The following is a 24,800-nucleotide window of genomic DNA, read 5'->3' on the forward strand; positions in this document are numbered from 1 at the left end:
GTCTCCAGGTCATGAGGCTCTCCGACGGGTCGGGTGAGGCCATTCCAGCCGGTAGCGGACAAAGGCAACGGCGATCAGATAGGCAAGCAATAAAGACCCCTGAAAGACGCGGACGGCCGCGACAGGCAGATCTGCGGAAACCATGGCGTTGTCACCGCCGATATAAAGGGCTGCCATGAAGAGCGAGGAGAAGATGATGCCGATTGGATGGAGGCCACCGAGATAGGCGACAATAATCGCTGCGTAACCGTACCCGGTTGCAATCGAGCGCTGGAGCTGGCCAATCGGCCCCGCAACTTCTGCCGCGCCTGCAAGGCCCGCCGCAAACCCGCCAATCAGTAGTGACAGCCAGATTGCGCGCTTTTCGGAAAAGCCGGCGTATCCTGCCGCCCGTGGGGCAAGTCCCCCAACCTGCAGCTTGAACCCCATGAAACTCTTTTGCATGAAGATCCAGGCGGCAAGCGAGAGCGCCAGTGCAATGATCAAGGAGACGTTGACACGCGTTCCCTCGATCAGAGTTGGAACCATGGCGTCGTACTGGAACATCACCGATTGCGGGAAATTGAAGCCGTTCGGGTCTTTCCACGGCCCAAGCAGCAAATAATAGAGCAATTGTGCTGCGACGAGGCTCAGCATCAGCGACACCAGAATCTCGTTCGCATTCAGCCTCGCGCGCCAGAATGCCGTGATCGACGCCCAAAGCGCGCCGCCGATTGCGCCGCAAAGAAGCATCGTCGGCCAGATCCAGACGCCTTCCGCATCCGGATACCAGATCGGGATTGCGGACGCGAAGATTGCGCCGAGGATGAACTGTCCCTCAGCACCGATATTAAAGACCTTGGCGCGAAAGCCGATGGCTAGCCCCTGCGCGATGAACAGAAGCGGTCCCATTTTCAAGAGAACTTCAGAGAACGAGGACCACGAAATAAAGGGTTCCAGCAACATGGCGTGCATGACGGCAACGGGGTCTCGCCCCATCGTTACGTAAAGCCCGATGTTCAACACGATCGCGGTTGCAAGTGCGATGACTGGAGAAAGGACGGTCGCCGTGAGGGAAGCACGCTCGCGACGAACGAAAGAGGGGAGAAGCTGGAAAGCCGATTTGCTCATGAGGCGATTTTTTCGGAGGGAGTTTGCGCGCCGATCATGTAGCGACCGATTTCCTCGGGTTTGGTCTCGCTGGTGACGAGCGGTGGACTAAGGGTTCCGTGATGGAGAACCTGGATCTTGTCGGACAGTTCGAAGAGTTCTTCCAGTTCCTCTGAAATTACCAGGATTGCCATGCCTTCATTGCGAAGACGGACGAGCTTCTGGCGAATGGCGGATGCGGCACCAATATCGACACCCCAGGTAGGCTGGGCGACGAAAAGCACTTTTGGTGTCAGCATGATTTCGCGGCCGACGATGAATTTTTGTAGGTTGCCTCCAGACAATGCGCCGGCTTCAGCCCCCGGTCCGGAGGTTCTGACGTCGTAGTCGCGAATGCAGGTCTCTGCAAACGCCTTGGCGTTTTTTCTGACAACGAGCCCGTTACGAAGTAGTTTCAGTGGGTGGGCCGTCAGAAGCCCGTTTGAGGTCAGGGACATTTCCGGGACTGCTCCGCGGCCGAGGCGGTCTTCCGGGACAAATGCAAAGCCAAGTTTGCGGCGCGCAGCGGCGCCAAGCTGGCCGACATCCCGACCCATCATGAAGATCCGGTCGTGATCATGCCTGCCAAGCCGTGTCTCACCGGAGATCAGGGCTGCAAGTTCGCTTTGACCATTTCCGGAAATCCCGGCAATGCCGAGAATTTCTCCTGCGCGAAGGCTAAGGCTTATTTTCGAAAGCGGGACGGCGAAGGGATCGTCGGGCGTGTAATCGAGCCCGATCAACTCCAGGCGTGTCTCGCCAACCGAGTTGGGCGCGGCAGGCGTCGGTTCCGGCATGTCGCGCCCGATCATCATGAGGGCTAACTCATGGGCATCGTACTGGCGCGGATCGACATTGCCGGTGACCTCGCCGGCTCGCAGGATTGTCGCCCGGTCGCAAAGCGAGCGGATTTCTTCAAGTTTGTGGGAGATGAAGAGGATTGAAACGCCTCGGTCGCGCAGGCGGCGCAGGGTTTCGAAGAGTTTTTCAACCGCCTGCGGGGGCAGCACCGAGGTCGGCTCATCAAGGATCAGGAGCTTCGGGTCGGTCATCAGGCAGCGAATGATTTCGACGCGTTGCCGCTCTCCAACCGACAGCGCGTGCACATGCGCCAGAGGATCGACCTCCAGCCCGAAATCGCGGCCGAGTTCGCGCATACGCTCGGCAAGGTCTGCTTTTTTCCCGGGCATGACGAGCTGGATATTTTCCACCACCGTCAGCGTTTCAAACAGCGAAAAATGCTGGAAGACCATGCCGATGCCACGGCGTCTTGCTTCAGCCGGCGAGGCAATCGTGATTGTCTCGCCGTTCCATGAAATGCTCCCGTCGTCCGGCTGCTCGACGCCATAGATCAGTTTCATCAAAGTCGATTTGCCAGCCCCGTTTTCACCGAGGATTGCGTGGATCGACTGGGGAGCGACGTCGAGATCAATCCCCTTGTTGGCTTTGATCTGTCCGTAGCTCTTCGATACGCTGCGTAGCGACAGGAGTGGTGTTGTCATTGCATCACTTCGGAAGCGGCGTGGTAACGCCCTTGACGTGCCAGTTCATCGCAACGATCTCGCCATCCGACAGTGTCGTGCCGGCTTTGACGCCCTCGCTGCCATCGGCCTTGGTGATCGGGCCGGTGAAGGGCGAGAAGCTGCCATCGGCGATCTTTGTTTCGAGTTCCTTGATCTTGGCCATCGTGTCGGTAGGGATATCCGGGTTCCAGTCCACCACCTCGACAACCTTGTCGGCAACGCCGAGGAACGCATTTGCACCCTTGAATGTCCCGGCAAAATGGGCTTCGACCGACGCCTTGAAGAACGGCGACCAGTCGGTTGCGACACAGCCGAGATATGTTTTCGGCGCGTATTTCTTCATCGAGGAATTGAGGTTGAAGGAATAGACGCCCGCTTCTTCGCAGGCGGCAACCACAGACGGCGTATCCTGGGCATTGGAGAAGATCACATCACATTTTTGCGCCATCAGCGCTTTCGCTGCTTCCTGCTCCTTGGCCGGGTCGAACCATGAATTGACCCAGACAACCGATACCTCAATGTCCGGCTTGACCGCCTGGGCGCCTAGGGTGAAGGCGTTGATCGACGTGATCAGCTCCGGAATGGCGAAGGCCGAGACAGAACCGATCTTGCCGGTTTTGGAGACTGCGGCTGCCGCCATGCCGAGGAGATAGGTCCCCTGGAAATACTTGGCTGCAAACGGCGAGAAGTTCGGCGCAACCTGGAAGCCGGACGCATGCAGAACGGTGACTTTCTTATCACGCCGTGCGACCTGCAACGCTCCATTCTGATAACCAAAGGAACCGGCGATCAGGAACTTGTTCCCGTCGGCCACAGTCTTGGTCATGATGCGATCGGCATCCGGGCCTTCGGCGATGTTTTCGATGACGGTGACTTTCACCTTGTCGCCAAACGCAGTTTTGACTGGCTCGAGGCCGGCTGCAAGAGCGTGGCCCCAGCCGACATCGCCGACCGGAGAGGGGACGACGAGTGTAATGCCGAGCGGCTCGTCAGCCGCAAATGCGGCGCGGCCGCCGAAAGCGCCAGCCAGACCAGTGGCGGCGGCAGCCTGCATCAGGTTTCTGCGGGTCAAAGTGGTCATTCTGTTTTTCCCTCTTTTGGTTCTTAGAATTCGATGGTGGCAAGTGCCGCTTCGGCATCCGCCGACAGTTTTTGTTCGTCGAGACCGATAAATTCGCCTTTTTGCCAGACGATCTTGCCGTTGATCATCGTCATGTCCGTGGTCGAGCCGATGCCGACACGCGGAATGAGGCTGAGCGGGTCATGTCGTGTGCCGACATAATCCAGGCGGCGGGTGTCGAGGGCAAAAAGATCGGCAGCCATTCCAGGGGCCAGGCGACCGATGTCCTTGCGGCCAAGCAGGCTCGCGCCCCCTGTCGTGCCGTATCCAAGAAAATCGACAGGCGCCGGGACCGGATGCTGGCGCGTTGATGAGACGAGGCACTGCAGCATGTAGGCGGAGTGCAGGCAGTGCATCAGGTTTGAATTGTCGTTGGATGCGGCACCATCGCAGCCAAGTCCGACACGCAGGCCGAACGCTGCCATTGCGGGAATGTCGGTCACTTCTGCACCCACGAGATAGACGGGTTCAGGGCAATGGGCGACACCCGTGCCGCTTGCCGCCATTGTCTTCAGCTCATCATGGGTAAGCTCCCAGCAATGGGCGTAGAAGGCATCGGGGCCGGCGAAGCCGATTTTCTCGAGATAATCGACGGTGCGCAGTCCGTGGCGGGCCTTGATGACTTCGCTTTCGCCTTCACCGACATGGGTGTGAAGAAAAACGCCGCGATCGCGCGCAAGTGCGACCGATTCCACAAAGGTCTCGCGATAGGAGTTGACTGGCTGGCATGGGGATACGACCACCTGACGCATGCTGAATGGATTGGCGTCGTGATAGGTGTCGATCAACCGTGCGCAATCACCAATGAATTCGTCGGTCGTTTCAAGCATCTCGTCGGGAATGGTCGAGCCTTCCGACTTTGGCAGGGTATTACCGCCACGGCCGGCATGAAACCGCATGCCGAACAGATCCGCTGCTTCGAATTGCCGATCAATGAGCCGCCGGCCGGCGTGGCGTGGGAAGTTGTACTGGTGATCGAACGCCGTTGTGCAGCCGTGCTTGATCAGCTCGGCCATTGCCGTCACAGAAGAATGATAGAAGCAGTCTTCTGTCAGGCGGGAAAAGACAGGATAGATGCGGTCGAGCCATTCGATGACCGAGAGTTTCGTCCAATCGAGATCGGCACGGTTGCGAACGAAGCACTGGAAGAAGTGGTGATGCGTGTTAATGAGCCCCGGGTAGACGAACCAACCTGTGGCGTCCTGAATGAGCGTGTCTTCGGGGAGGTCCTTGAGCCCGAGGTTCGGACCAATCGCTTTGATAGCTGGTCCTTCGGTCAAAAGATCGACATCGCGGTGCACGACCGGGCCAGTTCCGTCATCAACGACGACGGCTGCGCAATTCTTGAAAAGATATCCGGCCATATTACGCCGTCTCCGACTGGATTTCCGGCTCTGGCTTCAGTTCATGCAGCCGGTGAATGCCAGGCATTTCAATAAATCCGGGAAGTGAGCGGAGCGCGCGCGACCAGAGCCGGATCGTGGGGTAGGGATCGAGTGACACATTGCCGTCTGGTGCGAGCGCCACGTAAGGAAAACAGGCGATGTCGGCGATCGTCGGCCGATCACCAGCAAGAAAGCGATGGCCCCGGATGGCCTGTTCGGCAAGCCCGGCCTCAAGCTCGCGAAGGGCTTTGATCCCTGCCTTCTGTAAGGCATCGATGTTGCCGGGAACGAGGAGCATCTGATGAAGGCGCGCGCCACCAAGGCTCGATGTCAGCCTGGCGGAAAATGCGAGCCATTGCTGGGTACGCGCAGTCTCTTCTGCACTGCCGTTACCCAACCATTCCGGTGCAGCAGATGCGGCAATGTAGGCAAGCATGGCGGACGATTCCGTCAAAAGCAGATCATCGTCTGCAAGGATCGGGATCGTGCCGGCTGGATTGATCGCCAGCATTGCCGGGCTGCGGTGCTCGGCGCCCGGATGAAAGTCCACCGGACTGATGTCGAGTTTGACACCAGCAAGTGCCGCCATCAGGCGGACCTTGTAGCAGCTTGGAGAAAGAATGTAGTCGTAAAGCTTCATTGCGCCACCAATTGCGCGCCGTAGGTATAGTTGTGGCGCTTCAACCAGCGCCGATAGGCGACCGAAGTAAGGTCGGCCCGTGTCGGGATTTCCTTACCTGGATCAAGCGGCAGCAGGGTTGGGATCTGATTTTCGAGGATTGACCGGTCCTGCAGGAAGATGGTCTGCTGGAAGTGGATGAGATCTGTCATCGGAGTATCGTCATCAAAGAGCGCCATCCACGGCCAGACGTCGCAGACATCCTCTGCAAGCGGCTGTACGAAAAGTGTAATGACGTCCCACTCCGTCGGTCGTGGTGGACAGGTCTTATAAAGGACCGAGCAGGTTGGTGCAGGTACACGGTACATGTATTCAGTGGTGATGCCACCGCTTGCTGATTTCGCGGCCTGCGGCTGGTAGAACTTCACCTGTGTCGCCCACACCTCGTCTTCATCTTCACGGATTTCGACCTTGTAGTTCTCGACCTCTGTATGGGGTTCCGAACCGAGGATGTCAGTGTGGACGAAGGGAAAGTGGGCGATGTCGAGAAAGTTTTCGACCGCGCGAAGCGGCGAACAGCGTACACGCACGACACCGACCTCCACCAACCGTCGGCCGGGCTGGTCTGCCTCGGGGATTGGAAACAAATCATGGGAGGGTTGTCCAAGCGATGCCCAGACATGGCCATAGCGGACACAGACCCGCAGGTTGCGGCCTGTACTGTCCGTCACAAGAGCATCCCCTTTTGCGTCAAGCGCAACAGTGATTGGTTCGCCCATCAGCATTGTGGAGCGGCCACCGGTGGTCGTTTGACTGAAAAGGCCTACGGGATACCATTCGTCGAGCATACCCATTTTTGTCATGCTGCAACTCCCTGGTTGGCCAGCCCTTCGGCCTGACGGCGCAGAGCTTCGGCAGCGCGTGACGCGTCTATTCGCTTGGTAGGGCAAGCGTCGTCAGCGACCAGCACATGCATAAGCGTTTCGCCATTGCCCTGGTCGGAGAGCAATAGACACAGGCTGCCATCTTGCGTGGAAAGCACGCCGTCTGCATCAATCTTCGCTCCAGTTGCTGTCCGTATCGCCTCGAGGTCGGCGGCGACAGAGATCGAACGGAGCGGGACGAGGCCCTGAAGACGCGGTGGATCAGCCGGAGGCTTTACGGTTGCGGCCCAGATGACACCATCCTGCTCTGTCACCGTGAAGGTCGCAACCCGTATGCTGTCAGGTGGTGCGAGGCCTGGATGAGCCGGAATCTTGAGACAGTTTCCTTCCTGACCGTAACTCCAGCCGTGATAGATGCAGGATAAAGATTCCCCACGGACGAAACCGTGAGACAGGCGCATGCCGCGATGAGGACATCGATCCGCAGATGCCGATACACTGCCGGACGCGCTGCGCCATAGGGCAACTGTTTCTGTCCCAAGTCGGGCCGGCATGACGGCGAGGGGAGGAAGGTCGGAAGACAGGGCGACCGGCGTCCAACAGCCTGTCGTATCGCAAGACATGATCAAACTTTCTCAGATAGGTCAGTAATTTATCGGTGTTCCCGAAGACCTCGCACTTCGGGCAGGATGTGTCATAGAGACGAGGTTTGCACAAATATTGCTCAATGGCAATATTGGGTCAAATAAGATGCACAGGTGTTTTGTCCTGCCAGTTACGGATGAGGCCATGTCAGGGCAGGTGCCGGCGCTCGATTGTCTCGACCCAGACGTCAATCGGGCCGAGGGAGCAGCCCATTTCCATCATATCGATGAGCTCTTCCGGGCCGGAGAGGTCCATGACAATCTGCTCATCGGAGGCGTGAGATACCGTTTTATCGAGGCCGAGTTTGGCGGCGTGGCGATCGATCCAGGGCAGAAATGCTGCTGGTACGAGATCGCCCGATATCGTCATTCGCTCGGTCGCGTGTTTTTGCTGTTCGTGTGACATCTGTCGTCTGCATTTGCTTGTTGCATCGCATCCTAACCAAAGGCCGGCGTGAAGTCAGCGCCCTCTGCCGGAGATTTTTCAACGACGTTAATGCGTCACGTTCATCCTGCGGAAATCGACCGTGTTCCAGGCCATGCGGTAAGTGCGATATCGACGAGTGCCTTCAGCCTTTCCCTGCATGCACCGTCACAGGCCTGCGCCGACATGCCTTGGATGACCGCTCCGTAAAAACGCGCCAGCGTATCGGTATCTGTGTGTATGGGTAGTTCGCCGTCTCTTACAGCGCGATCAAATCGTGCCTTGAGAGTTTGCATTGACACCTCACGCAGGGATGCGGTCATGCGCGCCACGGACGCATTTTCGTCCGAGTGCTGAAGTACTGCGGTCGAGACGATGCACCCGCGCGGTTTGTCCGGCTGCGTATCGCCATCGGCGATATCGTAGAGATGTGCCTTCAGCGCCTCAAAAGCCGGAGTATCTGCTTCAAGCCGCTTCATGCGACCTTCGTTGGCCTGCTGGATGGCGTGGTTGAGCGCCATGCCGAACAGTTCCTCTTTCGAACCGAAGGTTGCGTAAAGCGAGGGTGGTGTGATCCCCATCGCCTGCGTTAGGTCTGAAATCGACGTTCCTTCGTAACCCCGCTCCCAGAAAAGCCGTGCAGCCACATCAAGGCCTGCCTGCCGGTCAAGCAGGCGTGGTCGTCCTCGCTTCCGCGTCGTTGTCTCATTCATTATTGTATCGATCACTATAAAAATGTTGACAGGTGGTGCTCGGCTTTTATTATATCGATCGCTAGTTAAATCGCAACGGAGTGATCCATGTCTTCCAGACTGACAAATAAAGTCGCCCTGATTACGGGAAGTTCCCGCGGTATCGGCCGCGCCGCAGCCCTTGCCTTTGCCAAAGAAGGGGCGGATCTTATCGGCGTCCATTACGCTGCAAACACCGAGGCGGCGCAGGCGACGGTCCGCGAAATCGAGGCGCTTGGAACGAAGGCAGTCGCCATCAACGCAGATCTTCGAAGAGGTAAGGACGCGGCAGACAGCCTATGGGGGGAGTTTCGCGAGGCAGCTCAATCGTTTGCAGGCTCACCTTCGCTTGATATTCTCGTCAACAACGCGGGTATTGCTCCGGCAACACCGTTGGGGGACATGAGTGAGGTGGCCTTCGACGAGTTGATGACGATCAATTTCAAGGCACCGTTCTTCCTCATCCAGGCGGTTGCGGATCATATCCGGGACAACGGCCGTATCATCAATATCTCGACCGGGTTCACACGTGTCGCTGCGCCAACACATCCAGCTTATGCAGCGTCAAAGGGTGCCCTTGAAACGCTGACACTGGCGCTCGCCCCGCAATTCGGCCCACGCGGGATCACCGTCAATTCGGTGCTGCCGGGTGTGACGGAGACGGATATGAACGCCGAATGGCTTTCTGTTCCTGAGGCACGTTCGGGTGCCGAGGCAATGTCTGTCTTTAATCGCGTCGGTCGTGCCGACGATGTTGCCGATGTCATAACCTTCATCGCGTCGAATGACGCGCGCTGGACAACAGGGCAAAGAATTGATGCGACAGGTGGCGCGCGGCTCTGAAAGGACAGCAGCAATCTTTAACCCCGATGGGCGGCTTGCAGGGGCCCTGCAAGCCGCTGAAGCGCGGGTTCCTCCGGGCAATGAACGCAGCAAATTCATTCCACTCGATCGTAGTGGAAAAATCTCGGGAACAATTTTAAGGGCAAAGCGTTATGCAGCACGCATCGGCCAAAGCGGATATGGTCGAATGACGCCCAAATCCGCAAAGCTGCAGATTCCGAGCCCCACGTGACCCAGACAGAGCTATCGAATGCGAGCGGATCTTCAAACCAGAGTGAGGCGCGCTACCGTGCATTGTTCGAGGCTGTCGATGACGGATTTTGCATCATCGAGTTTCAGGACGGCCCCCTTGGTCCATTGAGCGATTACCTGCATGTCGAAGCCAACAGCGGTTATGAGCGGCATACGGGTATTCCCGATATTGTTGGCAAGTCTGTCTACGAGATTGCTGCCAGCGAGGCGAAGGAATGGGTCGATCTCTACGGCAAGGTTCTCACAACGGGCCAGTCCATTCATTTCGAACGCGAGTTCAAGGACGCCGGACGCCACATCGAGGTTTCCGCGTCGAGGATCGAACCGGCGACGCTCAATCAGGTCGCGGTCCTTTTTCGTGATATTACCGGGCGCAAGTGCGCCGAGGCGGCACTGCGCAAAAGCGAGGCCGTTGCGCGGGAGAATGGTGAACGCGTCCAGTTGGCGCTTTCTGCAGGAGCAATCATTGGGACATGGTTCTGGGACCTGCCCAACGATCGCTTCACCATTGATGATGCATTTGCAAATGCGTTCGGGCTTGACCCAGCCCTCGAACGCAGCAATTTGCGCCTCACGCAGATCGTCGAAACCGTTCATCCTGACGATCAGGCCCGACTTGCTGCGGTCATCGATCAGGCCATAAAGGTTGGCGGGCCTTTTGCGCATCAGTACCGGACAAAGCGCGCTGACGGCAAATACTACTGGCTCGAGGCAAATGGCCGCGTTGATATTGCGGCGGACGGAACACCACTGAGTTTCCCGGGCGTGCTGATCGATATCGAAGGCCGTCGTGCGATCGAGGCGGAGCGCGACCGGGTTACATCCATGCTGCGCGAACTGAACGAGACCCTGGAAACGAGGGTAGCTGAGCAGACCGCTGAACTGATGGCCAAGGAAGAGGCGCTTCGGCAATCCCAGAAGATGGAGGCTGTGGGGCAACTGACCGGTGGTCTTGCCCATGACTTCAACAACCTGCTTGCGGGCGTTTCCGGTTCGCTCGACATGATAAGAACACGGCTTCAGCAAGGCCGTATCGGCGAGCTGGATCGTTATTTGGAGGGCGCGCAGGGGGCGGTAAAGCGAGCTGCCGCATTGACCCATCGTCTGCTTGCCTTTTCGAGGCGTCAGACCCTTGATCCCAAGCCTACCAATGTCGATCGTCTGGTGGCGGGGATGCAGGAACTTATCCAGCGCACGGTAGGTCCGCAAATCTATGTTGAAACGCGCATCGGCAAGGAACTCTGGCCGACGCTTGTTGATCCGAACCAGCTCGAAAATGCACTGCTCAATCTCTGTCTGAACGCCCGCGACGCGATGCCCGATGGCGGGCGGATCACGATTGAGACGCACAACCGGCATATTGGCCAAGCCGATGCGGTCGAACTTGGGCTTGTCGTCGGCGACTACGTGGTGATGCAGGTGTCAGATACAGGGACCGGAATGACGCCGGACGTGCTTGAGAAGGCGTTTGACCCATTTTTCACGACAAAGCCGATCGGTGTCGGCACTGGTCTCGGGCTGTCGATGATTTATGGCTTTACCCGCCAGTCCGGCGGCCAGGTAAAGATACAGTCGCAGTTCGGACATGGCGCCAGGGTCAGCGTGTTCCTGCCGCGGCACGATGAGCGTGAAGAATTAGAGAGCGTTTGCGAACTCGATCCTGTGCCCGCGATGGCGACGCAAAAACGAGTTCTGGTCGTCGACGACGAACCGCTTGTGAGAATGCTGGTCGTTGATGCCGTCGAGGATCTTGGGCTTCAGTCGCTCGAGGCCGGTGACGGACCGCAGGCACTCGAGGTTCTTCGTTCGCCGACGCCGATCGATCTTTTGATTACCGATGTGGGCCTGCCGAACGGCATGAATGGTCGCCAGGTCGCGGATGCTGCCAGGGAGTTGAGACCGGGATTGAAAGTCATGTTCATCACCGGTTATGCGGAAAATGCCGTCCTTGCTCCGGACCAGTTGGGTGCCGGAATGCAGGTGCTGACAAAGCCTTTCGATATGTCCGTGCTGGGACGACGCATCCAGTCGCTCTTGGAAGAATAACAGCCATATGGATGTCCTGTCCGCTATCATGAGAGAGCGGACAGCATCGCTAAGACGTTCACTTGCTGGTCATCTGTCAGTCGTCATCGCCGTCGATCCACACTTGCTCCCCGGTCTGCGGATTGAATCCGATTTCAATCTTTCGACCATCTCTGTTGCGGGCTTCCACCTCATAGCAACCGTCATCGATGTCGACATTGCGGATTTCGAGGCCAAGCGGTGCGATCCGGTTGCGAAGCTCGGTCTCGCTCATCCAGTCGGCGATCGGGACATTGCCGCAGCGGCGGTGATCATTGTCGGCGTGAGCGACACTCGACAGTCCTGTCAGGGCGAGCAGGGATGTTGCGAGTATAATGTTCTTCATGTCAGGTTCCTTTCAAATTCATTCGACCGGGGAGAAACGCGATTGCCGGGTCGATGGCAGAACCTTACGAAACCAATGCTGATCGATAACTGACAGCCTTTGTCAGCTAAATTTCAGAAAGAGCATGCTATGGGGAGGGATGATTAAGCGCCTTCTGCCACTCCTTCTTGTTTCTGTCGCAACGCTTGGTGTGTTTCCTGTAATTGCCGGAGATGGTGACCTCGATCGGCTGCGCGATGCTGTCCGGCGCGGCGAGGTCATTCCGCTTTCGCAGTTGCAGGCAAGTGTCAGAAAGGCATTTCCCGGCGAAATCATTGGCGTCAAGCTTGACGAGGATGACGGCCGCTTCATCTATGAGTTCAAGGTCTTGAAGACCAATGGTCGCCTTGTCGAGATAGAGGTGGATGCTGGAGACGGTCGGGTTCTTGATGTTGATGACGACGATGATGATGATTGATCGCGATGCGCATTCTCCTGATTGAAGATGACCCGCTGATTGCCCGCGACGTGACACGAAATCTCCAGCAGGGTGGTTATATCGTCGAGCACGAACGTGACGGCGAAAGTGGCTGGTATCGGGGTGACAGCGAGATTTTTGCGGCCGTCGTTCTTGATCTGGGGCTTCCGGAGCTTGACGGCCTGTCCGTGCTCAGACGCTGGCGGCAGGCCGACAGGGAGATGCCGGTCCTGATTCTTACGGCGCGCGGCAACTGGGAGGAGCGCGTCGAGGGCATTGATGCGGGAGCCGATGACTATCTGGCAAAACCGTTCCAGATGCCTGAGCTCCTGGCTCGTCTCAGGGCGATCATCCGGCGTTCACAAGGCAAGGCGGCTCCGGCGATGACCGCTGGACGAATGAAACTTGACCCGCGCACCAGAAGCGTTTCCCTTGATGGGGAGCCAGCAGAACTCACGCCGCTTGAATACAGATGCCTGCACTATCTTCTGGCAAATCCTGAGCGGCACGTGTCGCAAATGGAGTTGACCGAACAGCTCTATTCGCAGGATTTCGAACGGGAGAGCAATTCGGTAGAGGTGCTCGTCGGACGGCTGCGCAAGAAATTTGGCAAGGACATCATCGTCACCCGTCGAGGTTATGGTTACAGGATCGGCTCGGCATGACGGAGGGCTTACCGAAGAGGGGACCTGAAGGGCGTCCGCTTTCTATCAGAGTCCGGTTTTTGCTGGTTTCGCTGGTGACGGTGCCTCTGGCGCTTTCGCTTGCGTCTCTCTTCATGATTTCTCTCTTCAAGGCCAATCTCGAACGACGGCTTGATGCCGAACTGAGCGGACATCTCAACAACATCGCCGCTTCATTGCAGTTTTCAGCCGAAGGTCACGTTGAGCGTCCGTCCGGTTTTTTCGACAAGCGCTTTACCGAGGCTTACGGCGGTCTTTACTGGCAAATCAGTGAAGGTGGCGCTTCCACAGCGATGCGTTCGCAATCGCTTTGGGATTTCACGCTTGCCGTGCCGGTCGAAACGGCTGGCGATGGCTCCGTCCAGCGATTTTCTATCCCCGGCCCGGATAACACGATGCTGACAGCACAGCAGCGGCAGATTTTCGTGCCTTCGCCTGGCGGGCTGCGAAGCTTGCTGATTACTGTTGCAGCCGACCGCCAGCCGCTTGAAGACGCAAGCCGGCGTTTCTCGTTCGATATTTTGCCTTACATCGCCGGTCTCGCAATCTTTCTGATCGGTGCATCCGTGGCGCAGGTCGTATTCGGATTGAAACCGCTGGCAACGCTGACCACAAGGCTGGACCGCATCCGCGAGCGGCGCAGTGGTCGTCTTGACGGCGTGTTACCGGTAGAATTCGAGCCGGTGGAAAAAGCCGTTGACCGGTTGCTGGATGTCCAGGCGCAGTCGCTTGCAAAAGCACGCGCGAGGGCTGGCGACCTCGCTCACGGTCTGAAGACGCCGCTGACGGTACTCGCCAATGACGCTCTCACCCTCCGACAAAAGGGTGAAAGTGAAATTGCGGATGAGATTGAACGCCTGGTAATCTTGATGCGCGGCCATGTCGATGCCGAACTTGCCAGAAGCCGTATTGTCATCGACGCCGAAATGCGCCAGTCAGACGCAGATATCGGCAAGATTGTCGGGCAGGTCGTGCGGACATTGAAACGTACTCCCGCGGGGGAAACGCTCGACTGGAGGATATCTGTCGAGGAAAGCTCGGTTGAGGTTCCGGTCGATCCTCACGATCTACGCGAGCTGATCGGCAATATCCTTGAAAATGCTGTAAAATGGGCATCGGCTACTGTTGTGGTGGCATGGTCTGATCGCCGCCTGACCGTGGCAGATGACGGTCCTGGCGTCCCGCCTGACAGGATACGCCAGATGACAGAGCGCGGTGTGCGGCTGGATACTGACGTCCCTGGGAGCGGGTTCGGGCTGTCGATCGTCAAGGAAATCTGCTCGGTCTATGGCCTGACGCTGTCGATTGAAAACTGCCAGGGCTCCGGCCTTCAGGTGACTGTCGGTTTCTAAGGATCGATACCAGAAAAGCTCCGAGCGGGAGAGGTTACGTGAGCAGCGATCACTGCCAGTACGTCGCAGCCATCGTGTCAGGCAGGTTTTCTCGTCGCCTTCGCCGCCAGGACCATGCCTGCAGTCACCAGGACAAGGCCGAGAACAAAGGGTGGCGTAATGCTGCTACCCAGGATTGCGATGGAAGACAAAATTCCGATCAGGGGAACTCCAAGGGTGAAATTTGACATCGCAAAGGCTGTTATCCTGCGTCCGTATTCAGCCGAAATGACGAAGCAGGCAGAGGTCGCGACAGGGCCGATGAAGAACAGCAGTTCGATGAGGCGGCGATCAAGTGCGATACCGGTCGGGGCACCTTCCAGAAAATAGGCAAACGCACTGAGTGGAACTGCCGCGATCAGCATCTGCCAGGGGGCAAGCGAAAGAGGTGATGCGGTCCATGAATGGCGCCTGATGTGGAGGATCACGACCGACCAGCAAACAGCACCTGTCAGAAGAAACGCACTCCCAATGATCGTTTTCGAATTGGTCCAGTCGAGTTCGAGTGGGGAACAGACAATCACAACTCCGGCAAGGCCAACACCGAGAGCGGTCAACTGGCGCCGAGATGGCGCCTGCTTGAAAAGGAGCCACCCCAGTAAGACCGCCCAGAGCGGTGTTGTATAAGCCAACAGGACGGCACGGCTCGTGTCTGTATGTGTCATTGCGATCATACCCAGACCTGTGAAAGCCATCATCTGCAGAAAGCCCATGCTTGCAACGATAGGCCAGTCTTTTTTTGGTGGGAACCGCAGCATTCCGCGAAACGCAACGAAAACGAAAAGGCATATGCCGGCACTTCCGAACCTGAGGGAGGCGAGCCACAGCGGTGGAACTGTGCCGAGAGCCAGCTTGGTTGCCGGCCAACTCAGACCCCAGAGGAGAACCATCACACCCAGCCATAGATAGGTTGCTGTATGCCCTCCAAACCTGTTTTCCAGGGCTCGGGTGATCACAGTTCTCTGGCTCGGGCTCATCTCGGCAACCTCTTCAATGCTGCCGAAATTTATCCCGGTTTATGGCGGAATATCTCTTCTCATTTGGCGTTATATCAGGGTAAATCGGATAGGTTTACCTGTTTTAGTCGCTATGTAGGTTAAATATGTCTACTGGAAGCATAGTGCTGGATGAGGCCACTTTGCGCATTCTGGATGAACTCCAGCGCAACTCCGAGATCAGCAACGCGGAGCTTGCCGACAAGGTCGGACTATCGGCGTCACCTTGCTGGCGGCGTGTGTCCGAAATGCGCTCGGCCGGTGTCATTCGTGGAGCTGTTGCGCTGGTCGACCCGTTGAAGCTCGGGCTCGCCGTCAACGTTTTCGTTCATGTCTCGCTGACGAAGCAGGACAAGGATTCCTTGGAGACCTTCACCAACGCTGTCAGTGGAAGGCCGGAGGTAATGGAATGCTACCTCATGACGGGGGAAGCGGATTTCCTGTTGAGGGTGGTTATCGAGGATCTCCTGAAGTACCAGACCTTCGTGCTTGAATGCCTGACGCAGATCCCCGGTGTTTCAAGCATCCGGTCAAGCTTTGCTCTCAATCAGGTCAAGTACACGACGGCACTCCCGACAGGACACTTGCGTGAAGGTGCAACGCAGCATGCAGCGTTGCGTGGAAAATCTGCTTGAAAGACGCGTCCCGTGTCCGAGGACACGGGACAGTTTATCGAATCCTTCCCGGCTCCCAGCTCTCGATGACGTTCGTCTTGCGCTGGCCAACCGGATTGGGAACGTAGGCCCTGATGGTCAATTGTGCCGTCTGGAACCGCCCCAAAGTGACTTCAGGCGGCGATGGTCATACCATCGTTCCGGTCAAGGAAGGCGATCAGATCCTCGATCGTCACGACGAGCAGACCGTGCTTGTCGGCAAAGATTTCCAGTTGAGGCAGGCGAGCCATCGTGCCGTCGTCGTTGGCAACTTCGCAGATCACGCCGGCTGGCTCGCGCCCCGCGAGGCGGGCAAGCTCGACAGCGGCCTCCGTGTGGCCCGGACGCGCACGAACACCCTGTGGATGTGCACGTAGCGGGAAAACATGGCCCGGGCGGGCGAAGTCATCGGGTCTCGCATCGCCCTGTGCAAGTGCCCGCACGGTTGCTGCACGGTCGGCAGCCGAAATGCCGGTGGTCGTGCCCGGGATGTAATCTACCGAAACTGTGAAAGCAGTCTTCAGCGATTCCGTGTTGCGTGCCACCATCAGCGGAATGTCGAGCGTATCCAGCCGCTCCCCTTCCATCGCCGCGCAGATCAGACCACGGGCATTGTTCATCATGAAGGCGATGTCTTTTGGCGTAGCAGCATCGGCTGCAATCACGACGTCGCCTTCGTTTTCCCGATCCTGATCATCCACGACCACAACCATTTCACCGCGGCGAATGGCTTCAATCGCATCTTCAATTTTCGAAACTGTCATTTCCATGCCTTTCAAGGGTTATGCCAGTTGGCATCAAACTCACGACTGTCCGAAAACAGGCGCAAACATCCCTTGGGCGAACAAGCGCCACACACCCCGTGAAGGGGTGTCTGTCACGTTGCTCTCTTCCATCCGGACTATACCGTCGGCTCCGGCCTTTCACCGGATCTGCTGACCTCCCGGTTACCCGGGAGCGCTCGCGGGCTCCGGAAGTGCTTCCGATACCGCCGGTGGGGAATTACACCCCGCCCTGAGAACACTTCGAGTATAGGTTTGCGCCGCAGCAAAAGGCAAGCCTGTATGCAGGCAATGTTATTCCAAAATACGCGGGCGAGGCGCGCAAAAATTCCCTTTGAAAACGCGATCTGCCGGATGAGGCATCGGTCCACTGTTGCGGCTGCTAGTGCGTTCTGATGCACCAAACCTATAGATCAATTCAGCGCGACAGAATTGAACCGGGACCATGCATGATCGGGAATTGGATCATTCATAGAGGCGACGATACGGCGCAGTCTCTCTGAACTGGTTGTGCCGAGGATTGCCGATACGACTGACGCGTTCTGGAGGGGAAACTGCAGCGCGGCACTTTCGAGGCTGATTTTTTCCTCTTGTGCGATACCTTGCGCCAGCTTTGCATAGGGTGCGATCGGGTCCTGCTCATGATCAGGCAGGTTTTGTTCCAGCAAAGTCCCGCCGTTAAAGATGCCACCGATGATCAGCGGGGTCGAGGTTCTCTCGCATATGTCGAGCAGCCGTGTTCCGGCAGTGCGGTCAATCAGGGTGTATTTCCCGGAAAGCATGACGCAGTCGAGTTTCACGCGATGCATGATGTCAAGGCAAACGCCAACGTCGTTCACGCCGATGCCGAACCCGGTGATGTTGCCATTGGCTTTAAGTTCCTCAAGCGCCCTAATTCCGCCCTCAAGGAAACGTGGCAAATGCCGGCGATACTCTGCGATGCCGAGCGTCGAGACCTCGATATCGTCAGCAAGGAGCAGATCGATCGAGGACAGCCCCAGCCGTGCGAGGCTGAATTCGAAGGACCGCATTACTCCGTCATATGAATAATCATAAGAGATTTCGAACGGCATCACGTCTGGCGGACAGCCCTGCACAGGTTTCAGGATTTTGCCGATTTTTGTCGAAAGCACATAGGATTGGCGATCCTTCCTGCGCAGGAAGTCGCCCACGCATCGTTCGGATAACCCGAAGCCGTAGCCAGGAGCCGTATCGAAATAGCGGATATCCGAGCCCCAGGCAGCTTCAAGAGCAGAATTGTAGTCCGGCAAACGGAGAGGATCGCGGATACGGGCGGTACCATATCCGACGCGAGAAAGGCTGATCGGTAGGGCGCCGAGTTGACGATATTCCATGCACTAGAGATCCAGGGTCGTTATCGAAGCAATCAACTTAATGTTGTTTTCCAGAATCCTGAAGCCGAAGGCGAAATCAAGGGTGAATTCAATCCTGTTGACGACCACTCCGACGGTAGCACCTCATCTTTGGGGGTGACCGTCTTCTTGATTGATGGTTGTAAAAAATGGACAGAAGCGCACGAGAGTGCGAAAAAGTGGTCCCGCTTGCGCATGGAGGAAAACCAGGCATGAAAAAGCTTATCAACGATCCGTCCACTGTTGTCCGTGACATGCTGGAGGGGGTGGTAGCGCTTAGTCCTTCTTCTACTCTGCTTGCTGATGAGAACGTCGTCATACGATCTGGCCTTCCCGAGGCAAACGGGCGGAAAGTTGCCGTTCTTTCCGGGGGAGGAAGTGGCCACGAGCCCGCTCATGCGGGGTATGTCGGTGCCGGAATGCTGACCGCCGCCGTGGCCGGTGATGTCTTTACGTCACCCAGTACAGATGCCGTTCTCGCTGGAATCAAGGCGGTCGCCGGACCGGCAGGCGCCCTGATCATTGTCAAAAACTATACGGGCGACAGACTGAACTTTGGTCTTGCAGTCGAACTTGCACGTGCGGATGGTATTCCTGTCGAGATCGTGGTCGTTGCCGATGATGTTGCGCTGAAAGACACGGTACCCGCAGATCGCAGGCGCGGGATCGCCGGAACTGTTCTGGTTCACAAGATTGCGGGGGCTGCTGCGGAGCAGGGACTTGGTCTCGCCGACGTTGCCAGTATCGCGCGTGCTGCGGCGGGCAACCTTTCCTCGATGGGGGTCTCACTTGGCTCCTGCACGCTGCCTGCAGTCGGAAAGCCAGGATTTTTTCTCGCAGACACGGAAATCGAGATTGGTCTCGGCATTCATGGAGAGCAGGGTGTTCGCAGAATGCCGATCGGTACCGCAGACGAATTGACAGCTCTCGTCCTGGAAACGGTCAAGGCGGATGGTCGACTGAAGACAGGTGACCGCGTAGCACTTCTGGTCAACGGTCTGGGTGCAACTCCGCCAATGGAACTGGCAATCGTTGCCCGATCAGCCATCGCTTTTCTGGAAAGGGACGGCGTTGTGGTGGAAAGAGCATGGGCGGGAACATTCCTTTCCGCGCTTGATATGCCGGGCTTTTCTCTCTCCCTCGTGCAGGTGGACGACGCTACTCTTGCCCTCATCGATGAGCCGACGGACGCCAGCGCCTGGCCACGTGGCGGTAAGGTGAACCGCCAAAGGGTGATGCCTTCAGTGAAAATTGAAGAGCAGATCGTCGTCTCCTCTGATCGTACTGCCGCAGGTGAGCTGCTGTGGAAGACTTCCCGATCGGTCGCAGAGGCATTGATTGCGGCAGAGCCGAGTTTGACGGAACTCGACAGCGTTACCGGCGATGGAGACCTCGGCGCGAGCATGGTTCGCGGCGGACAGGCGGTACTAGATCTTGACGCTCAAAGCTTCGCGAATGTTTCTGGTGGATTGCAGGCCATGGGCAACGCCATGCGCAAAGCCATCGGAGGAAGCTCCGGGCCCTTCTATGCAACCGGCCTTTTGTGCGCGTCGCGCAACCTTGCCGGTTTTGATGAACCGACGGCCAGGCAGATGGCTGATGCCTTCGTGGCGGCAGTGCAGGCGATATCGGATCTCGGTGGTGCAAAGCCTGGTGACAGGACGATGATCGATGCACTCTACCCGGCGGCTAAGACCTTCAGCGACAGAGTTGCTGCCGGTGCCTCGGTTGCAGAAGCATGGAGTTCCGCAGTCGATGCCGGACTTCGGGGAGTGGAGGCTACGAAATCAATGAAGCCGAGACTTGGCCGTGCAAGCTACCTGGGGGATCGGGCCCTGGGGCATCCGGACGCTGGCGCAGCCGCCGTTGGTGTCTGGCTTGAAGCGATCAGGGCGGATATGCCCTGACATCAGGGACAGTTCCGTGCGCTCGATGGAGAGGTCGACGGTAGCGCTGACTTGTCGTTGATCGGGAACAAACCTCGTCGAGCTCACGTTCAGGCTTCACGGTTGCCGCCGAGCCCCTGATCGAGATGTATCCCGCCGTTTTTCTGGAGAAGGTTTATGCCAAAAGACCTCAGCAAGGGTGACAAGGTTGCCTGGAACACCAGTCAGGGTGAAACGACGGGCAAGGTCATCCGCAAGCAGACCTCTCCAACGAAAATCAAGGGACATGAGGTCAAGGCGACGAAGGATGAGCCGCAATACATTGTCGAAAGTGAAAAGTCGGGCAAACGCGCGGCCCATAAACCGGACCAGCTCAGAAAAACGCGATGATAGTGCCCGCTTTTGTAACGAGCCGGCCATTTGCCACAGTCTGTTACAATATTCGCCAGTCTCAACACATTGCAGCGACATAGCGCCAATATCACGCCTGCCGAACGTTATGCTTTAACACCGGAGGCGAATGCCATGCTCCATATGAGACGTATCCTCAACAGGTTTTGCTCAGAGAATGGGCTAAGGATCGAAGGCCAGGAAGCGATTCTGGCCGCTCGGTTTCTGATTGATCAGGATATTAAGGGAGTGGTGGATCACGTCACGCTTGAACGCGAACTTGACCAATGGTGGCACGATAAACGCAGGCATTGAGAACTTACGCTTTATGGCGGGCCACAAGATGGACTCCGGCAGGCCACTTTGGCCCAAGTTGAAACATATATAATCTGATGGGTCGATATTCGTTTACCGTAAACTGGAACGGCTGATTTCCTGCCGCCCAATTGTCATCTTTACGATTAGGTGTGCGCCGATAACAAGAAACGACGAGGTGACATGATGTCAATCAACTCGGGTCATGCCAGGCAATTCAAACGACCCAGACGAAATATTTCCAGTCCACTGGACCGAGCGATACTGCAACTCGATGATATGATCGACTCTCAAAGAAGGGACGCGTTCCCGGCTCCGTTTAATCTTTACAGAGCGAAACGGATTCTCGAGCGCTTCCGGTGCAATTACCGTTGAACAAAAAAAGCGGCCGCGCGAGCACTGCGCAGCAACTATGATCCGTCTCACCGTCTTTGTATAAGACGGTGAGACGAGCAAAGACTAGACGTTGCTTTAGTGAGCCAGCATCTCTCTTACGACCTGCTTGCCGTTCAACGCCCATGGGTAATAGGTGGGCCAGTTCGTGACTTCCTGAAGCAGCGCTTTGCGATCCTTGCCCCAGTAGAGGTGGAAATGGCCGGATTTTTCCGGAGTAATTCCGTGATCGCTGAATTGAACATATTCCGGTGCCGACGCATCGCCGTCTGCTTTTTTAAATATATACCGGACGCCTCGGTTACCTTTCGCGTAGGTCAGGATTTCAAACCCGTCGTTTAGATAGGTGCCGCGATAGGTCTTGTCTCCCTGGGTGAACGCCATGCTGTTGTCGGTAATTACAATCTTGGTCACATCAGTCTTGTAGCCGAGTTCATAATATTTCCGGTAATCTTCAAACGATTTCTCTCCCTGCTCAGCCTTGTGCTTGAATACGGGATCGAGGGTGCCGTCGAGGAGGTAGGGATAAACCGAATGCCATTTGCCAGCCCAGTCGGACAGTTCCCGTGTCTTGACTTGCTCAGTTTCGAAGTAACCCTGGTAGATTTTCGATTTGGCTTCATCTGAATGGACATGACTGTGCTTCGGCGCCGCTGAAGCTTTCCCCGGCGCATAAGCACAAAACGGTACGGCAAGAGAGCACAGCATCAGCAGTGTCGATATCTGAAAGCGTGTTTTCATAGCATTTCCTAAACGCGAAAGTAATTTTATGTTATATCATAACAAGCGCAGTAATAGCCTTTGAATTTTTGACGCGCAAGAGCCCAACATGGCGTTTATTCGCCGGAGGCTTATGCAACTCGAGTATCCGAGCGCGGTAGTTGTCTATGCAGAGTCGGAAAGACGTGAGTTGGCTTTGGCAGATGACCTAAACATCATTACATTTTGAGAGTTCTAGACACAGTGCCTACGTGCGGAAGGGAGGAGCACAATCCCCACCTCTGGAGACCATGCTCCCTCCGCAAGCCGCGTAAACGATATGACTATCTGCCAAATATCTTCGTCAGATTTCTGGGCAGCCACGTTCATTGGCGAAAGTAATGCGATCAGGCCCACGGCGGGTAAAGCCTTCGACGACGACGCGTCCAGGTGTGACGCGAACGACTTCTGGATCGCGCAGGCCTGCGTCGCGCGCTGCGGCGCGGGCTTCGCGCTCACTGCAGCCACGCATGGGCGGGCCACGGCGATCAATGTCCCTATCGCGGTCGCGGATGATCGGGCGTACGCCGTCTGGGCCGATCCTCAACTCCATGTCCTGCGCAGACGCTGGCATAGCGATGGAAGCCATGGCAACGAGCAGCGCCAAACCCGCAGTTCTGCCGGTGAATGTCTTAGAGTTAATCATTGTTCCTCCCTCAGCCGAAATCGGCAGAAGCTGTTTATCTCAAGAGGAAAAACGCGATCGCCAGACGTTGGTTCCTTTTTAACGCCGGATGCATGGGGCATATGCGACGTCCACATTTCCACCGGGTGATGGAACGATCCTAGGAATGATCATGTGGAGCAGCATGAGAACGCTTGTTGACGCGACAGGTTACGGATCTGAACAGTCTCAAAGGTAAAGCTGAAAGGGTGTGTTTGCCATCCACCGCGATCTGATGTTTCAACCGGGATAAGCCGGCCAGACAAGGGCTGGGCGTTACTCAAATGATTGCGCTAGCGGGCAATTCCACTCTGCTAAGCAGCAGATTTCCGACCTCTTCCGTGACATTGCCGTAGCCGGTAACGTCGCGGTTTCCGCATGAACTCACAATTTATTGTGGTTGCACTTTGCAGCAATATGTCCTTGTGTGCGTGCTCGCAATATTATGGGAACACAAAATGATGTCGATAAAAACAACAACGTGCGCCGCTCTGCTGGTAAGCTCGCTTCTAATTGGCGCCAGTTCTGCACTTGCAGAAACAGTCCTGCATCGCGGTAATTCGGGAGAGCCGCAGACACTCGACCAGGCACAGACCTCGATCAACATCGAAGCCTTCATCCTGAAGGACCTTTATGAAGGCCTCACCATCTACGATGCTGCCGGAAAAATCATTCCCGGTACGGCGGAAAGCTGGACGTTGTCTGAGGATGGCACCGTCTACACGTTCAAGCTGCGTGCGGATGCGAAGTGGTCGGATGGCACACCTGTTACGGCTGGGGATTTTGTTTTCTCCTACCAGCGCGTTGAAGATCCGAAGACCGCAGCGAAATACGCTAACATCCTTTATCCGATAAAGAATGCCGAAAAGATCAACAAGGGTGACGTGCCGGTTGATCAGCTCGGCGTGAAGGCCGTGGATGACAAGACGCTTGAGATCACGCTCGAGCGCGCGACACCGTTCTTCCTTGAGCTGCTTGCCCATCAGACGGCTCTGCCAATCTCGAAGGCCAGCTACGAAAAGAACGGCGCCGATTTCGTAAAACCCGGTGTCATGGTCTCGAACGGTGCCTTTCAGCTTCAGGCGCACGTTCCCAATGACAGCTTGACGGTGGTCAAGAACGCCAGTTTCTGGGACGCAGCCAATACCAAGATCGATAAGGTTATCTTCTACCCGATCGACGACCAGGCGGCATCCGTACGCCGTTTTGAAGCAAAGGAAATGGATCTCGCCTATAATTTCTCGGCAGACCAGATCGATCGACTGAAAAAGGCCTATGGCGAGCAGGTTCACGTTTCGCCGACGCTTGCGACCTATTATTACACCTTCGACACGCGCGAAGCGCCCTATAGCGATGTCCGTGTCCGTCAGGCTCTCTCAATGGCAGTCGACCGCGATTTTCTCGCCAAGGAAATCTATAGCGGCTCGCAGGTTCCGGCATATTCGATGGTCCCTCCGGGCATGGATTCCTACGGCGAACCGGCCAAGGCTGATTTCGCCACGCTGTCACAGCTGGATCGTGAAGATGAAGCTCTCAAGCTTATGAAGGAAGCTGGCTATGGTGACGGCGGCAAGCCGCTTTCCATCGAAATCCGCTATAACACCAACCCGAACCACGAACGCGTTGCAACGGCGATTGCCGATATGTGGAAGAACACATTCGGGGCAAATGTGTCGCTGGTGAACCTCGACGTCGCCTCGCATTATGGCTACTTGCAGGAAGGCGGCAAATACAACGTGGCGCGCGCCGGGTGGGTTGCCGACTATGCGGATGCCGAAAACTTCCTTGCGCTTTCGGTCTCCTCCAACAAGACCTTCAATTATTCCAAGTTCAACAACGCGGAATTTGATGCGCTGATGCAAAAGTCTTACGACGAGAAAGATCCTGCCGCACGCTCCAAGCTGCTTCATGAGGCAGAGACCATCCTGATGAAGGAACAGCCCGTTGCTCCGCTTCTGACGCAGGCCGATCTCTGGCTGGTGTCGAACCGCGTCAAGGGTTGGGTAGACAACGCTGCAAACGAACACCTCAGCCGCTTCCTGAGCGTTTCAGAATAAGCAGCACTGGCACGGTGGCTTAACACCACCGTGCCATGC

General features: G+C 56.6%; 25 protein-coding genes and 1 riboswitch. Of the genes, 10 read left to right on the plus strand and 15 right to left on the minus strand.

What is annotated here, in order from left to right; translation table 11 throughout:
• Nucleotides 1-9 precede the first annotated feature (9 nt).
• The 9 genes from HWX89_RS25805 to HWX89_RS25845 all read right to left on the minus strand — a co-directional run bounded on the left by HWX89_RS25805 (nucleotide 10) and on the right by HWX89_RS25845 (nucleotide 8,440).
• Nucleotides 10-1,110: an ABC transporter permease gene (locus HWX89_RS25805; RefSeq protein WP_138791603.1), complete on the minus strand. Its 1,101-nt coding sequence runs from the start codon at nucleotides 1,108-1,110 to the stop codon at nucleotides 10-12.
• The gene (locus HWX89_RS25810; RefSeq protein ID WP_138791604.1) at nucleotides 1,107-2,630 is read right to left on the minus strand and encodes an ABC transporter ATP-binding protein; all 1,524 of its coding nucleotides are present in this window, start codon (nucleotides 2,628-2,630) and stop codon (nucleotides 1,107-1,109) included. The genes HWX89_RS25805 and HWX89_RS25810 overlap by 4 nt, the downstream gene beginning before the upstream one ends.
• 4 nt (nucleotides 2,631-2,634) lie before the next feature.
• A complete protein-coding gene (locus HWX89_RS25815) occupies nucleotides 2,635-3,732 on the minus strand; it encodes a BMP family ABC transporter substrate-binding protein (RefSeq protein ID WP_138791605.1) in 1,098 nt (365 codons plus the stop codon).
• A 23-nt stretch (nucleotides 3,733-3,755) separates the two neighbouring features.
• The gene (locus tag HWX89_RS25820) at nucleotides 3,756-5,135 is read right to left on the minus strand and encodes an amidohydrolase (RefSeq protein ID WP_138791606.1); all 1,380 of its coding nucleotides are present in this window, start codon (nucleotides 5,133-5,135) and stop codon (nucleotides 3,756-3,758) included.
• Between the two features lies 1 nt (nucleotide 5,136).
• Nucleotides 5,137-5,796, minus strand: coding sequence for a glutathione S-transferase family protein (locus tag HWX89_RS25825; RefSeq protein WP_138791607.1), 660 nt, complete (start codon nucleotides 5,794-5,796; stop codon nucleotides 5,137-5,139).
• Nucleotides 5,793-6,638 carry an aromatic ring-hydroxylating oxygenase subunit alpha gene (locus HWX89_RS25830; RefSeq protein ID WP_138791608.1) on the minus strand — a complete coding sequence of 282 codons (846 nt, stop codon included), beginning with the start codon at nucleotides 6,636-6,638 and terminating at the stop codon, nucleotides 5,793-5,795. Before HWX89_RS25830 ends, HWX89_RS25825 begins: the two co-directional genes overlap by 4 nt.
• On the minus strand, nucleotides 6,635-7,282 hold the full coding sequence (locus HWX89_RS25835) for a Rieske 2Fe-2S domain-containing protein (RefSeq protein WP_138791609.1): 648 nt from the start codon (nucleotides 7,280-7,282) through the stop codon (nucleotides 6,635-6,637). The genes HWX89_RS25830 and HWX89_RS25835 overlap by 4 nt, the downstream gene beginning before the upstream one ends.
• Before the next feature lie 169 nt (nucleotides 7,283-7,451).
• Nucleotides 7,452-7,709, minus strand: a complete 258-nt coding sequence (locus tag HWX89_RS25840) for an acylphosphatase (RefSeq protein ID WP_138791610.1) — start codon at nucleotides 7,707-7,709, stop codon at nucleotides 7,452-7,454.
• A 101-nt stretch (nucleotides 7,710-7,810) separates the two neighbouring features.
• Entirely contained in the window at nucleotides 7,811-8,440 is a 630-nt protein-coding gene (locus HWX89_RS25845) for a TetR/AcrR family transcriptional regulator (protein ID WP_138791611.1), read from the minus strand.
• Between the two features lie 87 nt (nucleotides 8,441-8,527).
• Here HWX89_RS25845 and HWX89_RS25850 point away from each other — a divergent pair, with 87 nt between their 5' ends.
• Together HWX89_RS25850 and HWX89_RS25855 are read left to right on the plus strand one after the other, a co-directional pair.
• Nucleotides 8,528-9,301 carry an SDR family oxidoreductase gene (locus HWX89_RS25850; protein WP_138791612.1) on the plus strand — a complete coding sequence of 258 codons (774 nt, stop codon included), beginning with the start codon at nucleotides 8,528-8,530 and terminating at the stop codon, nucleotides 9,299-9,301.
• Between the two features lie 228 nt (nucleotides 9,302-9,529).
• A complete protein-coding gene (locus HWX89_RS25855) occupies nucleotides 9,530-11,599 on the plus strand; it encodes an ATP-binding protein (RefSeq protein WP_138791613.1) in 2,070 nt (689 codons plus the stop codon).
• 76 nt (nucleotides 11,600-11,675) lie between these two features.
• Here HWX89_RS25855 and HWX89_RS25860 read toward each other — a convergent pair whose 3' ends face one another.
• Complete coding sequence (locus tag HWX89_RS25860) at nucleotides 11,676-11,963, minus strand: PepSY domain-containing protein (protein ID WP_138791614.1); 288 nt, start codon at nucleotides 11,961-11,963, stop codon at nucleotides 11,676-11,678.
• 139 nt (nucleotides 11,964-12,102) lie between these two features.
• Between HWX89_RS25860 and HWX89_RS25865 the strand changes: the two genes are divergently transcribed.
• From HWX89_RS25865 to HWX89_RS25875, 3 genes are read left to right on the plus strand one after another with little or no spacing between them, the layout of a single operon-like run.
• Nucleotides 12,103-12,420 (plus strand): PepSY domain-containing protein, encoded by a 318-nt coding sequence (locus HWX89_RS25865; RefSeq protein ID WP_138791615.1) that lies wholly within the window; start codon nucleotides 12,103-12,105, stop codon nucleotides 12,418-12,420.
• Nucleotides 12,421-12,425: 5 nt separating this feature from the next.
• Complete coding sequence (locus HWX89_RS25870; RefSeq protein ID WP_138791616.1) at nucleotides 12,426-13,085, plus strand: response regulator transcription factor; 660 nt, start codon at nucleotides 12,426-12,428, stop codon at nucleotides 13,083-13,085.
• Complete coding sequence (locus HWX89_RS25875; protein ID WP_138791617.1) at nucleotides 13,082-14,455, plus strand: sensor histidine kinase; 1,374 nt, start codon at nucleotides 13,082-13,084, stop codon at nucleotides 14,453-14,455. Before HWX89_RS25870 ends, HWX89_RS25875 begins: the two co-directional genes overlap by 4 nt.
• Before the next feature lie 77 nt (nucleotides 14,456-14,532).
• Here HWX89_RS25875 and HWX89_RS25880 read toward each other — a convergent pair whose 3' ends face one another.
• Nucleotides 14,533-15,471: a DMT family transporter gene (locus tag HWX89_RS25880; RefSeq protein ID WP_138791618.1), complete on the minus strand. Its 939-nt coding sequence runs from the start codon at nucleotides 15,469-15,471 to the stop codon at nucleotides 14,533-14,535.
• 125 nt (nucleotides 15,472-15,596) lie between these two features.
• Between HWX89_RS25880 and HWX89_RS25885 the strand changes: the two genes are divergently transcribed.
• Complete coding sequence (locus tag HWX89_RS25885; RefSeq protein ID WP_138791619.1) at nucleotides 15,597-16,124, plus strand: Lrp/AsnC family transcriptional regulator; 528 nt, start codon at nucleotides 15,597-15,599, stop codon at nucleotides 16,122-16,124.
• Between the two features lie 152 nt (nucleotides 16,125-16,276).
• Here HWX89_RS25885 and ribB read toward each other — a convergent pair whose 3' ends face one another.
• Together ribB and HWX89_RS25895 are read right to left on the minus strand one after the other, a co-directional pair.
• The gene (ribB, locus tag HWX89_RS25890) at nucleotides 16,277-16,906 is read right to left on the minus strand and encodes a 3,4-dihydroxy-2-butanone-4-phosphate synthase (protein WP_138791620.1); all 630 of its coding nucleotides are present in this window, start codon (nucleotides 16,904-16,906) and stop codon (nucleotides 16,277-16,279) included.
• Between the two features lie 116 nt (nucleotides 16,907-17,022).
• Nucleotides 17,023-17,168: riboswitch (FMN riboswitch) on the minus strand.
• 169 nt (nucleotides 17,169-17,337) lie between these two features.
• Complete coding sequence (locus HWX89_RS25895; RefSeq protein WP_138791621.1) at nucleotides 17,338-18,279, minus strand: aldo/keto reductase; 942 nt, start codon at nucleotides 18,277-18,279, stop codon at nucleotides 17,338-17,340.
• Here HWX89_RS25895 and HWX89_RS25900 point away from each other — a divergent pair.
• From HWX89_RS25900 to HWX89_RS25910, 3 genes are all read left to right on the plus strand, one after another.
• Nucleotides 18,265-18,513, plus strand: coding sequence for a hypothetical protein (locus tag HWX89_RS25900; protein WP_138791622.1), 249 nt, complete (start codon nucleotides 18,265-18,267; stop codon nucleotides 18,511-18,513). The two genes, HWX89_RS25895 and HWX89_RS25900, sit on opposite strands and share 15 nt — an antisense overlap.
• On the plus strand, nucleotides 18,510-20,204 hold the full coding sequence (locus HWX89_RS25905; RefSeq protein WP_138791623.1) for a dihydroxyacetone kinase family protein: 1,695 nt from the start codon (nucleotides 18,510-18,512) through the stop codon (nucleotides 20,202-20,204). Before HWX89_RS25900 ends, HWX89_RS25905 begins: the two co-directional genes overlap by 4 nt.
• A 156-nt stretch (nucleotides 20,205-20,360) precedes the next feature.
• Nucleotides 20,361-20,573 (plus strand): hypervirulence associated TUDOR domain-containing protein, encoded by a 213-nt coding sequence (locus HWX89_RS25910; RefSeq protein ID WP_138791624.1) that lies wholly within the window; start codon nucleotides 20,361-20,363, stop codon nucleotides 20,571-20,573.
• A 786-nt stretch (nucleotides 20,574-21,359) separates the two neighbouring features.
• Here HWX89_RS25910 and HWX89_RS25915 read toward each other — a convergent pair.
• Both HWX89_RS25915 and HWX89_RS25920 read right to left on the minus strand, forming a co-directional pair.
• Nucleotides 21,360-22,022 carry a ZinT family metal-binding protein gene (locus HWX89_RS25915; RefSeq protein ID WP_138791625.1) on the minus strand — a complete coding sequence of 221 codons (663 nt, stop codon included), beginning with the start codon at nucleotides 22,020-22,022 and terminating at the stop codon, nucleotides 21,360-21,362.
• A gap of 322 nt (nucleotides 22,023-22,344) precedes the next feature.
• Complete coding sequence (locus tag HWX89_RS25920; protein WP_138791626.1) at nucleotides 22,345-22,686, minus strand: hypothetical protein; 342 nt, start codon at nucleotides 22,684-22,686, stop codon at nucleotides 22,345-22,347.
• Between the two features lie 479 nt (nucleotides 22,687-23,165).
• On the opposite strand from HWX89_RS25920, the gene HWX89_RS25925 reads away from it, so the two are divergent.
• The gene (locus HWX89_RS25925) at nucleotides 23,166-24,761 is read left to right on the plus strand and encodes a peptide ABC transporter substrate-binding protein (RefSeq protein ID WP_138791679.1); all 1,596 of its coding nucleotides are present in this window, start codon (nucleotides 23,166-23,168) and stop codon (nucleotides 24,759-24,761) included.
• Nucleotides 24,762-24,800 lie beyond the last annotated feature (39 nt).

This window comes from Rhizobium sp. RM (genome assembly GCF_013390595.1).
Lineage (GTDB): Bacteria > Pseudomonadota > Alphaproteobacteria > Rhizobiales > Rhizobiaceae > Agrobacterium.

Bases quoted from the DNA above. Each gene is read 5' to 3' on its own strand.
- HWX89_RS25805 (WP_138791603.1), bottom strand. From the start codon at position 1,110: ATGAGCAAATCGGCTTTCCAGCTTCTCCCCTCTTTCGTTCGTCGCGAG.
- HWX89_RS25810 (WP_138791604.1), bottom strand. From the start codon at position 2,630: ATGACAACACCACTCCTGTCGCTACGCAGCGTATCGAAGAGCTACGGA.
- HWX89_RS25815 (WP_138791605.1), bottom strand. From the start codon at position 3,732: ATGACCACTTTGACCCGCAGAAACCTGATGCAGGCTGCCGCCGCCACT.
- HWX89_RS25820 (WP_138791606.1), bottom strand. From the start codon at position 5,135: ATGGCCGGATATCTTTTCAAGAATTGCGCAGCCGTCGTCGTTGATGAC.
- HWX89_RS25825 (WP_138791607.1), bottom strand. From the start codon at position 5,796: ATGAAGCTTTACGACTACATTCTTTCTCCAAGCTGCTACAAGGTCCGC.
- HWX89_RS25830 (WP_138791608.1), bottom strand. From the start codon at position 6,638: ATGACAAAAATGGGTATGCTCGACGAATGGTATCCCGTAGGCCTTTTC.
- HWX89_RS25835 (WP_138791609.1), bottom strand. From the start codon at position 7,282: ATGTCTTGCGATACGACAGGCTGTTGGACGCCGGTCGCCCTGTCTTCC.
- HWX89_RS25840 (WP_138791610.1), bottom strand. From the start codon at position 7,709: ATGTCACACGAACAGCAAAAACACGCGACCGAGCGAATGACGATATCG.
- HWX89_RS25845 (WP_138791611.1), bottom strand. From the start codon at position 8,440: ATGAATGAGACAACGACGCGGAAGCGAGGACGACCACGCCTGCTTGAC.
- HWX89_RS25850 (WP_138791612.1), top strand. From the start codon at position 8,528: ATGTCTTCCAGACTGACAAATAAAGTCGCCCTGATTACGGGAAGTTCC.
- HWX89_RS25860 (WP_138791614.1), bottom strand. From the start codon at position 11,963: ATGAAGAACATTATACTCGCAACATCCCTGCTCGCCCTGACAGGACTG.
- HWX89_RS25865 (WP_138791615.1), top strand. From the start codon at position 12,103: ATGATTAAGCGCCTTCTGCCACTCCTTCTTGTTTCTGTCGCAACGCTT.
- HWX89_RS25870 (WP_138791616.1), top strand. From the start codon at position 12,426: ATGCGCATTCTCCTGATTGAAGATGACCCGCTGATTGCCCGCGACGTG.
- HWX89_RS25875 (WP_138791617.1), top strand. From the start codon at position 13,082: ATGACGGAGGGCTTACCGAAGAGGGGACCTGAAGGGCGTCCGCTTTCT.
- HWX89_RS25880 (WP_138791618.1), bottom strand. From the start codon at position 15,471: ATGAGCCCGAGCCAGAGAACTGTGATCACCCGAGCCCTGGAAAACAGG.
- HWX89_RS25885 (WP_138791619.1), top strand. From the start codon at position 15,597: ATGTCTACTGGAAGCATAGTGCTGGATGAGGCCACTTTGCGCATTCTG.
- ribB (WP_138791620.1), bottom strand. From the start codon at position 16,906: ATGACAGTTTCGAAAATTGAAGATGCGATTGAAGCCATTCGCCGCGGT.
- HWX89_RS25895 (WP_138791621.1), bottom strand. From the start codon at position 18,279: ATGGAATATCGTCAACTCGGCGCCCTACCGATCAGCCTTTCTCGCGTC.
- HWX89_RS25905 (WP_138791623.1), top strand. From the start codon at position 18,510: ATGAAAAAGCTTATCAACGATCCGTCCACTGTTGTCCGTGACATGCTG.
- HWX89_RS25910 (WP_138791624.1), top strand. From the start codon at position 20,361: ATGCCAAAAGACCTCAGCAAGGGTGACAAGGTTGCCTGGAACACCAGT.
- HWX89_RS25915 (WP_138791625.1), bottom strand. From the start codon at position 22,022: ATGAAAACACGCTTTCAGATATCGACACTGCTGATGCTGTGCTCTCTT.
- HWX89_RS25920 (WP_138791626.1), bottom strand. From the start codon at position 22,686: ATGATTAACTCTAAGACATTCACCGGCAGAACTGCGGGTTTGGCGCTG.
- HWX89_RS25925 (WP_138791679.1), top strand. From the start codon at position 23,166: ATGTCGATAAAAACAACAACGTGCGCCGCTCTGCTGGTAAGCTCGCTT.